Origin of the sequence: Pseudomaricurvus sp. (genome assembly GCF_965662505.1) — a bacterium.
Lineage (GTDB): Bacteria > Pseudomonadota > Gammaproteobacteria > Pseudomonadales > Cellvibrionaceae > Pseudomaricurvus.
The window spans coordinates 1-9,551 of sequence record NZ_CBFIHX010000127.1 but is presented as its reverse complement, the minus strand read 5'-3'; the positions used below and the strand labels follow the sequence as shown (position 1 = coordinate 9,551).

Below are 9,551 nucleotides of genomic sequence, written 5' to 3'. Positions count from 1 at the left end.
ATCCAGCCCTGCGCTTCGAAAACGGCCATTTTGTGATGATGGGTCTGGAAGTAGAAGGTAAGCCATTGATGCGCGCCTACAGCATTGCCAGCGCCAATTACGATGACGAGCTGGAATTTTTCAGCATTAAGGTGCCGGATGGCCCTCTGACATCACGCCTGCAAAACATTAAAGTGGGTGATCAAATTTTGGTCAGCACCAAACCCACAGGCACGCTGATTGCCGACCACTTGCTGCCAGGCAAAAACCTGTATCTGATCAGTACCGGCACGGGTCTCGCGCCCTTTATGAGCATTATCCGTGACCCGGAAGTCTATGATCGTTTCGACAAGATCATTCTGACCCACGGCGTCCGCACGGTATCTGAGCTGGCTTATCAAGACATTATCGAAAATGAACTGCCTAATGATGAGTATCTGGGCGATGTCATCAAAGAAAAGTTGCTCTATTACCCGACGGTCACCCGTGAGCCTTATCGTAATCAGGGTCGTCTGACCGATGCAATGGCCTCTGGTGAGCTGCCAGGCTCTTTTGGTTTGCAGGCGATTAACCCGGAGACGGACCGGTTCATGGTTTGTGGTAGCCCCGCTATGTTAAAAGACACCTGCGCGTGGCTGGATGAGCGCGGCTTCACCGAATCTCGTCACGGTCATCAGGCTCACTACGTTATTGAGCGGGCATTTGTGGAAAAGTAATCCGCTCTCCAGCCAACCAGACCGAACATTGGTTAATGGATGCAGCAAACAATTGAACCCGTAATCGCAAAAAAGCCCGCAACTCAGCGGGCTTTTTGGGATCTTATGGTCGAGTATCTATGAGCTATCAGCTCTGAGCTCTGAGTTGGGCCTCTCGAAAAACAGACGCCCAGACAAACCGGGGTATCAATCCCAGCTCAGAAACGATGAGTCCGGTGAGTCGCCCAATAAAGGTTTATCGCTCTTTCGCACTCCACTCAATTTCCCTCGAGTCACGATGGAAGCTTTTCGACCAGCGCTTTTAGGAATCGGATTGGGTTTGTAGTTATCCAAATATTCTTTGGCAATCCGTTCTGCGTAATTCGCTTGCACCCAAGGGTGGGCAAATTCCACAAAGCGTTCCATCTTGCGAGCCAACACTTCCCTGACCTGCTCAGCCAAAGCCGGATCTGCACTGGAAAGGCGATTGAAATCCAGCTTAAACATCTGCAGACAGGCAATATCCTTGATGTAGTGCAACCCTTTCAGCGTGGATAATTTCACTACAGGAATCACAAGATCGTCTTCGTTGGGGTCAAGAAGACTGGCATTTTCATAGTCGTAAGGAATAAAGGTATTGCTGTCAGGGCGAAAGTACGCCAATTCAGGGATATCGGCTTCGCTGGAGGGATCGTAGTGCAAGTAGAGGTCGCTGGGTTTCAAGCAGTCTTCAGGAATGCGAAAACTAACGCCACTTTTGGGGTGAACGCGGGGCAGATAACGACGAGATCCGGTGTCTTTGAGACGAAACTCGACCACCAGCCGGTCAGAATGGCAGGTGTGAATGGCAAAACCACGCTCCAGAACCATACAAAACAGCTCAAAGTGCTCATCTTGCGTCTTGTGAGGTACCAGCATGGTATCCTCAGACCGATCATAGCCCCACATCTGTTAACCCTCTGACTCGGTATGTACCGGAATCCCTACTTAACTCAGCGATATTCGCCTCTACGACTTCGGCAGACGAAACTTTGCAGTTTGACGACTGATAGCCACTAGCTTTCCTTCGCTGTCCCACATTATGCCATCTTCTTCCGTAATACCATCAGTCATCATTCGCGATGTGAACTGGCACTGAATTGGTCCTGGTGCAGGTTGAGCACGGACCTGTACCGTCAGCTCTACCGTCGGAACCCAACCCGTTGGGCCGTAATAGGTAAAGGCAGGAGGAGGAAATGCATCACTAAAGCATAGCAGAGCAAACACATCTATTGGATTACCGTCGCGAAAATCGATCCAGCCATCCCAACGTCCGTCACCCTGAGGCTTACCCAACAAGCTCTGCTCCTGGCCAGGAATGACCCACTGACAAACATGATTGGCCATTTTCACATGAGGCGGTGGTGATAGCAGTACACAATCGTCCGCAGTCAAGTCAGTCGCAGGCTTGACCAGCTGCCGGGTTTCACCGTGAACACGCTCCAGATCCGTAAACGCAGCCGTCACCTGAACCTTGAGCTCTTCCTGCTGATACAAACGGACCATGGCAAACGAAGTGGAACCGCCCGAGCGCAGCTCTTCCACTTCACAGATCACCGGCCCCACATGAGTGGGGGCCATATAGAAAGCACTGACACTCAGAGGGTCTTTATGGGGCAGTGCCTCACTCAACACCTTGGCGGCAATAGCCATGATATAACCGCCATTGGGGACATCACCAATACACCAGTTATCGGTGAAGGCTGACTGCCAACGGTTTTCACCCACTTTTTCTACTTGGGTTTCCTGTTGGAACAACCCCATAATCTGATCCTTTCTAAGCGTTCGCCATGTTTAATTGTCCAAGGACTTAGGGTTTATTCCGGACGCATAGCCGGGAACAGCAGAACATCACGAATGGACGGTGAGTCGGTCAATAACATCACCAGGCGATCGATACCGATACCCTGCCCCGCTGTCGGCGGCAGACCATACTCCAGGGCACGAACGTAATCGGCATCGTAGTGCATGGCTTCATCATCACCGGCGTCTTTCTCGGCAACCTGTGCTAGGAAGCGCTCGGCCTGATCTTCCGCATCATTCAACTCGGAAAAGCCATTGGCAATTTCGCGGCCACCGACGAAAAATTCAAAACGCTCAGTCACAAACGGGTTGTCATCGCTGCGGCGCGCCAGCGGTGAAACTTCGGTGGGATACTCGGTAATAAACGTTGGATCTATCAACCGATGCTCCACCGTCTTTTCAAAGATTTCGATTTGGACTTTACCCAAGCCCCAAATATCTTTCATAGGGATACCGAGTTTTTCGGCAACACCGCGTGCACTGTCAATGTTATCGATATCGCTGGCGGACAATTCGGGATTGAAGTGCAGAATAGAATCAAACACGCTGATACGACGAAACGGCTTGGTAAAGTCGTAAACGGTTTCCTCAGTAACTTCGCCTTCAGCATTTTTCACCGTACTGCGGATTTCAGTAGTACCGATCACCTGCTCGCACAACTTGCGCAGCATATCTTCAGTCAGGTCCATCAGATCGTTGTAATCCGCGTAGGCCTGATAAAACTCCAGCATGGTGAATTCAGGGTTGTGACGCGTCGACAAACCTTCATTACGGAAGTTGCGGTTGATTTCGTAGACACGATCAAAACCGCCCACCACTAAGCGCTTGAGGTAGAGTTCCGGAGCAATACGCAGATACATATCGATATCCAGCGCATTGTGATGAGTGACAAAAGGACGCGCGGTTGCACCACCAGGAATAGCTTGCAGCATGGGCGTTTCCACTTCCAGGAAGTCATGGCCATTCAGGTAATTACGAATAAACGCCACGATATTGGAGCGCATTTTAAAGGTGTCACGCACTTCAGGGTTGGCAATCAGGTCTACATAACGCTGACGATAACGCATTTCCTGATCCGCAAGGCCGTGGTATTTGTCTGGCAGAGGACGCAGTGCTTTGGTCAACAACTGATACTCATCCAACTGAACGTACAAATCGCCTTTACCGGACTTATGCAGCTCTCCGCGAACACCGACAATATCGCCCAAATCCAGTGACTTGGCGAAAGGACGAGCCTCTTTGGTGACGTACAACTGGATGCGACCAGAAGTGTCCTGGATCTCCATGAATGCGCCACGATTGCGAATCAAACGACCGGCAACGCTAAACACCTTACCCATCTCTTCCAGTTCAGGCTTTTCGAAGCCGCCAAACTCATTTTGCAAATCCTGAGCTTTGCTGTCAGGACGGAAGGTGTTCGGAAATGCGTTACCCGCCTCACGGAGGACAGATAACTTATTCCGACGCTCGGCAATCAACTTGTTTTCATCTTGAGGCTGTTGCGTATTGTTGCTCATAGTCTTTATCCAATAGTGTGCACGGATCACCACTCAGATCCGGGTCGTGTTCAGATGTCGGGTTGCCGATTACAGCCCCGCTTTTAAGCTCGCTTCCATAAACATGTCCAGGCCACCGTCCAAAACGGTACCGCAGTTACTGGTCTGAACATTGGTACGAAGATCTTTAATGCGCTGATCATCGAGAACATAGGAACGAATCTGGCTGCCCCAGCCAATATCCGCTTTATTTTCTTCCTGCGCCTGCTTTTCTTCATTGCGCTTGAGCATTTCCTGCTCATAGATTTTAGCGCGAAGCATTTTCCACGCTTGATCCCGGTTTTTATGCTGCGAACGCTGACTTTGACACTCGGCGACGATACCGGTGGGTTCGTGCGTCAGTCGCACCGCGGAATCCGTTTTGTTCACGTGCTGACCACCCGCACCGGATGCGCGGTAAGTATCGGTACGAACATCGGAAGGATTGATATCGATCTCGATATTTTCATCAATTTCCGGCGACACAAATACCGAACAGAAAGAGGTGTGACGGCGATTGCCGGAGTCAAACGGCGACTTGCGCACCAGACGATGAACACCAGTCTCGGTTCTTAACCAGCCAAAGGCGTATTCACCTTCAAAACGGATGGTGGCACTCTTAATACCCGCCACTTCACCGGCAGAGGCCTCTTCCAGCGTGGTTTTAAAGCCTTTGGCTTCGCCCCAGCGCAAGTACATACGCAATACCATTTCTGCCCAATCCTGAGCTTCTGTACCGCCCGAACCAGACTGGATCTCCACGAAGGCATTATTCGGATCCATTTCGCCAGAGAACATACGGCGAAATTCGAGCTTCCCGAGATGGGCATTGAGAGTTTCAATCTCAGCCTCAACCTCTGCCACGCTGTCGGCATCATCTTCTTCTACCGCCATGTCCAGCAGCTCTCGGCTGTCCTCGACGCCTTGATCCAGATCTTCGATGGTTTTAACCACATCTTCCAGACTGGATCTCTCACGCCCCAATTCTTGAGCGCGTTCAGGCTTATCCCAGACACTGGGCTCGGCCAGCTCCAGCTCGACTTCGGTTAAACGCTCTTTCTTGTGAGCGTAGTCAAAGATACCCCCTAAGAACGTCGGTGCGCTCCTTAAGGTCTTTTAAAGCATTTACTAATGGGGCGATTTCCATGAAAACCCTTTTTCGTCGTCAAATACAGTAGATACAGTTTCTGTCGTTCGATAACAGAAAGCCAGATTCGGAAAGTTTGGCAGGCAAAAATTCAGCCGCGAATTGTACAGCAGCCAACACCCGAACTCTAGCTGTCACACGGTCCCGCCTCAAAACAACCACTCACCTATGCCTGTGGGCAGAAATGCCCTTAAAAGTGTCGCTTTAAGGGCTTTCCCCTACTCAAAAAACCTGTAATAGTCAGGGACTGACAAGAAAACCCACCTTTTAAGAGAGAATCTACATGTCTGTTGTTGACGCTTTAAACAGCCGGGTATCAACCCGCGCCTTCCTGGACAAGCCAGTACCGGAAGAACTTCTGAAAACCATCTTTACCGAGGCCCAACAATCCCCCTCCAACTGCAACGTGCAGCCTTGGCAGACCTACGTGGTTTCTGGCGACAAAAAAGATCAACTCAAAGACAAACTGCTCACCGCGATTATGAGCGGTAAAGCCCCCAACCCGGATTTTGACTGGGAAGTGCGCTACGAAGGTGCTCACAGAGACAGACAATTTGGCGCGGCAAATGCCCTCTACAGCGCCATGGGTATCGAACGCAGCGACAAACAAGGCCGTCAGATTGCTATGGCTCGCAACTGGTCATTTTTCGATGCTCCGCACGCAGTTTTCTTCACCATGGACAAATACCTCAACATCATGGGTGCTGTAGACATCGGCATCTACGCTCAAACACTGTCTCTGCTTTTGGCAGAACACGGTCTGGCCAGCTGCATGCAAGGCGCTTTAGGCCAATTCCCGGATCCGGTCCGTGACATGCTGGACCTGCCGGAAGAGCGCGGCATCCTGTTCGGCATGTCCTTCGGCTATGCCGATGAGTCTGCAGATGTAAACCGTGCCCGTACAGACCGTGAACCACTGGAAGCTTCAGTGACGTTCGTTGGCTGAACCCGGTTATCAGACACACCGCACGGTAGAGTCCGGCGGTGTGTTCGACTTGCCAGATGACCGTAATAGTACGTGCTGCTTTCACCGTTTTAGTACGTGCTACTTTCCTCTGCAAACACGCCCTGAACGCCGAAAGCTCCGCAACTTGCTCTGTGCCCCGTCTTAAGCCGATGATCGACGATTCAATTCAGGCTTCTCACTCTGTTATACTCCGCTCGCTTTGGCGTAACTCCCTAAGAGAAGGCCAACCAAGATACCATCACCTGTGAGCCGATTCCTCGTCATGCCCAAACACGATAGCCCCACACCCAATTACTACGCTCCTCGCTATTGGCCCACCTGGCTGGCAATTCTGTTTTTGAATATCTGGTCGCTGCTGCCCTGGAGTCTGCAAACCCTTATTGCGCGGGGACTTGGACGGCTGCTGATGATGTTTGCAAGCCGTCGCCGTCACATTGTCGATGTCAATTTACAGCTGTGTTTCCCCGAATGGGACGACGCCACACGTCAGCAGAAAATCAAAGAAGTCTTTTTTAATAACGCTCTAGGTTTGGTGGAAACCAGTAACGCTTACCGATATTCCGCAGAAACGCTACGGGATAAGGTTGTGATTGAGGGGCTGGATGTTCTCAAAGCGGCTCAGGATCAGCAACGCGGTGTCCTACTGCTTGGGGCGCATTATAGCCATCTGGATATGGGTGGAGCACTTACCGCGCAGGCCTGCAGCCCTTACGCAATCTATCGGCCCAACAACAATCCCTTGATGGACAAATACATCATCGATGGCCGCATGAGCTTTATGAAGGGCATTATCAAACGATCTGATATGCGCGGAATTGCCCGAGCACTGAAAAAAAACGAGGTTGTCTGGTATCCACCCGATCAGGATTATGGCAGAGATCATTCCGTATTCGCCCCATTTTTTGGCGTCAACGCTGCAACGATTACCGCAACCACCCGACTGGTCAAATTTAATCAATCACCCGTAGTGCTGCTGTCCTGCTATCGGGATAACGATTCCGAAAAATATCACCTGACATTCCGCGCTCCGCCAGAAGGCTTCCCCAGCGGAGACGATACCGTCGATGCAACACTGATCAATAAAGCCATTGAAGACTGTATCCGCATCGCTCCCACCCAATATATGTGGACGCACAGGCGTTTTAAAACCCAACCGGATGGGCGTGCAAAGCTCTACAAATAAGCCGTTACACAGAACCCGAACGACCAAGGCTACATTTTGGCTTTGGTTTTCGCCGTAGCGATCGCCTCCAACGGATTATCCGGCCACGGATGTTTCGGATACCGTCCTTTCATTTCTTTTTTGACGTCCTGATAACTGCCCTGCCAGAACCCCGCCAAATCTTGAGTTACCTGCAGAGGACGCTTTGCCGGAGACAACAGGTGCACCATCAAAGCTACCCTGCCCTGAGCAACTGACGGCGATGACACGCAACCAAACATCTCCTGTAATTTGACAGCCAAGACCGGTGGGTTTTGTGTGTAGTCAATGGCAATACGTGAACCGGAAGGTACGGCCCAGCGCTTTGGCGCTAATTCGTCGAGGGTTTGTGGCAATGGCCAGGGCAGCAGCCCCTGTAGCATCGTAGCGGTATCCAACGATTTAAAATGGTTGAGCTTGGTAATCTTTTTAACCACAGAGGTTGTTAAATAGGGCTCCAGCCACCCTGACAAGTTTTGCAACAAACCCGTTTCGCTGACATCCGGCCACGGGTTTGGACCATCTGTACAGTTCACACGAAGTAACTCAACCCTCGCTCGCCACTGCATCAGTTCGTCAGGCCAATCAAACAAGTTCAGCCCTCGTTTTTGTACCAATCCCAGCAGCGCTTGCTTACGCTCCTCATCAGAGATGGACTCCAGTGTCTTTTGCTCAAGTAGCAACTTACCCAGCTTTCGTTGCTTTTCCGCACGGAGCTTTTCTGCCCGCTCGTCCCACTCCACGCAGACGACGTCCTCTATCTGATCCGCAAAGCAGTGGTTTAACCTCTCAAAATTCAGAGCTGCGGCGAGAAAAATACGATCACTACTGCGCCCCTGCTGGCCTCCCACTGAGGCAACAACCAACCATTCTTCTTTACCAAGTGCATCCTGTTCTAAAAAATCTGCAGAGCGGCCATTGCTAAGTTGATAACTTAACCGATTACCACTGCGCTGCCGGGCAATACGATCTGGATAAGCAAATGCCAGCAGAACACCCACACTCGCTTCATCGCTCATACTTTCTGACGGTTCTACAGGAGAATCTGATGCATCCAACGAGATAGCTTTAAGCAAACGCTCAAACTGACCTTGCTGCTTTTTCAATCTCGACAGGATACCTTTCTGTGCACGATCAGCGGTACGATCCCCGCGCAACAAATCCAGCCGCAACTGAAGATCGGCACCAACGGACTTCACCCCATTCCGTTCTGACACCACATCCCGCTCAGACAACAGTGCCGCCAGCTCACAACCCAGCCGACTCCGTCCAAGGAGCCTGGCCTTGATCATCAAGTGCGCCAAACGAGGGTGAGCCGGCAATCTCAACATAGCCTCCCCCATTCCTGTCACACGCCACTGACAGGTTCCGGCGACCTGTTCCGACGCGCCCAACTGTTGCAGTAGCTCAAGGGCTTGCTGATACGGTGCCAGGGCTGGCGGTTCCAGCCAGTTCAATTCAGAGAGATCACTCACTCCCCAATTCAACAACTGCAATGCCAGCGGCGCCAGATCGGCCTGCTGAATCTCGGGAGGGGTAAATGCCGCCAGTTCGTTCTGCTGGCTCTCTGACCACAAACGGTAGCAAACGCCCTCTTCCAAGCGGCCCGCTCGACCACAACGCTGTGTCGCTGAGGCTTTTGAGACTCGTTGAGTGGTGAGTCGGGTCATACCGGTATTGGGATCGAAAGCCGGCAGACGACTGAGCCCTGAATCTACCACCACACGAACGCCTTCAATCGTCAGACTGGTTTCTGCAATACTGGTCGCGATGACGACTTTCCGCTCGCCGTCGCGACAGGGTTCAATCGCCCGTCGTTGATCGGCCAGGCTCAAATCGCCATACAGAGGACAAAGCAATATTTGGGGGCTATCACCCAACTGATCCTGCAGCTTTGCCTGCAATTGTTGATGAACCTGCCGAATTTCGCCCTGCCCCGGCAAAAACACCAAAATACTGCCCGACTCTTCACCGAGAGCCTGAACCACTGTGGCAACTGTTCGCTCCACAATCCTCTCACCGTAGCGATACGGCGTACCGTATCGAATTGCCACCGGGAACATTTTCCCTTCACTGCGAACTACCGGTGCTCCATCTAAATATTCACTGACCTGCTGACCATCCAGGGTTGCCGACATCACCAGTAATTTGAGAGGTTGCTCCCGTAAATCTCCGAACAGCGATC

8 protein-coding genes are annotated in these 9,551 nt (G+C 51.5%); 3 read left to right on the top strand and 5 right to left on the bottom strand.

The genetic code is table 11. The features are described from left to right. Positions 1 to 695, top strand: a 695-nt coding sequence (locus tag ACTG33_RS14440; RefSeq protein WP_439135925.1) for a ferredoxin--NADP reductase, incomplete at its 5' end; no start/stop codon positions are given. 186 nt (positions 696 to 881) lie between these two features. Here ACTG33_RS14440 and ACTG33_RS14435 read toward each other — a convergent pair. From ACTG33_RS14435 to prfB, 4 genes are all read right to left on the bottom strand, one after another. Continuing rightward, positions 882 to 1,592, bottom strand: coding sequence for a hypothetical protein (locus tag ACTG33_RS14435; RefSeq protein WP_439135924.1), 711 nt, complete (start codon positions 1,590 to 1,592; stop codon positions 882 to 884). Between the two features lie 90 nt (positions 1,593 to 1,682). After that, positions 1,683 to 2,477, bottom strand: a complete 795-nt coding sequence (locus ACTG33_RS14430) for a thioesterase family protein (RefSeq protein WP_439135923.1) — start codon at positions 2,475 to 2,477, stop codon at positions 1,683 to 1,685. 53 nt (positions 2,478 to 2,530) lie between these two features. Then, positions 2,531 to 4,033, bottom strand: coding sequence for a lysine--tRNA ligase (lysS, locus tag ACTG33_RS14425; RefSeq protein WP_439135922.1), 1,503 nt, complete (start codon positions 4,031 to 4,033; stop codon positions 2,531 to 2,533). 69 nt (positions 4,034 to 4,102) lie between these two features. Further along, positions 4,103 to 5,198, bottom strand: a protein-coding gene (gene prfB, locus ACTG33_RS14420) for a peptide chain release factor 2 (protein ID WP_439135921.1) whose coding sequence is annotated in 2 segments (ribosomal slippage) — positions 4,103 to 5,125 and positions 5,127 to 5,198 — 1,095 coding nt in all. Because the reading frame shifts where the segments join, the coding sequence is not laid out codon by codon here. Positions 5,199 to 5,481: 283 nt separating this feature from the next. Here prfB and ACTG33_RS14415 point away from each other — a divergent pair. Both ACTG33_RS14415 and lpxL read left to right on the top strand, forming a co-directional pair. Then, positions 5,482 to 6,144, top strand: a complete 663-nt coding sequence (locus ACTG33_RS14415) for a nitroreductase (RefSeq protein WP_439135920.1) — start codon at positions 5,482 to 5,484, stop codon at positions 6,142 to 6,144. 265 nt (positions 6,145 to 6,409) lie between these two features. Then, positions 6,410 to 7,348 carry an LpxL/LpxP family Kdo(2)-lipid IV(A) lauroyl/palmitoleoyl acyltransferase gene (gene lpxL, locus ACTG33_RS14410; protein ID WP_439135919.1) on the top strand — a complete coding sequence of 313 codons (939 nt, stop codon included), beginning with the start codon at positions 6,410 to 6,412 and terminating at the stop codon, positions 7,346 to 7,348. Between the two features lie 29 nt (positions 7,349 to 7,377). Here lpxL and hrpB read toward each other — a convergent pair. Continuing rightward, positions 7,378 to 9,551 (bottom strand): ATP-dependent helicase HrpB (gene hrpB / locus ACTG33_RS14405; RefSeq protein ID WP_439135918.1); only part of this gene is annotated, 2,174 nt, incomplete at its 5' end.

Excerpts from the sequence above, each read along its gene's own strand:
- ACTG33_RS14430 (WP_439135923.1), bottom strand. The coding sequence starts at position 2,477 with ATGGGGTTGTTCCAACAGGAAACCCAAGTAGAAAAAGTGGGTGAAAAC.
- ACTG33_RS14435 (WP_439135924.1), bottom strand. The coding sequence starts at position 1,592 with ATGCTGGTACCTCACAAGACGCAAGATGAGCACTTTGAGCTGTTTTGT.
- lysS (WP_439135922.1), bottom strand. The coding sequence starts at position 4,033 with ATGAGCAACAATACGCAACAGCCTCAAGATGAAAACAAGTTGATTGCC.
- ACTG33_RS14415 (WP_439135920.1), top strand. The coding sequence starts at position 5,482 with ATGTCTGTTGTTGACGCTTTAAACAGCCGGGTATCAACCCGCGCCTTC.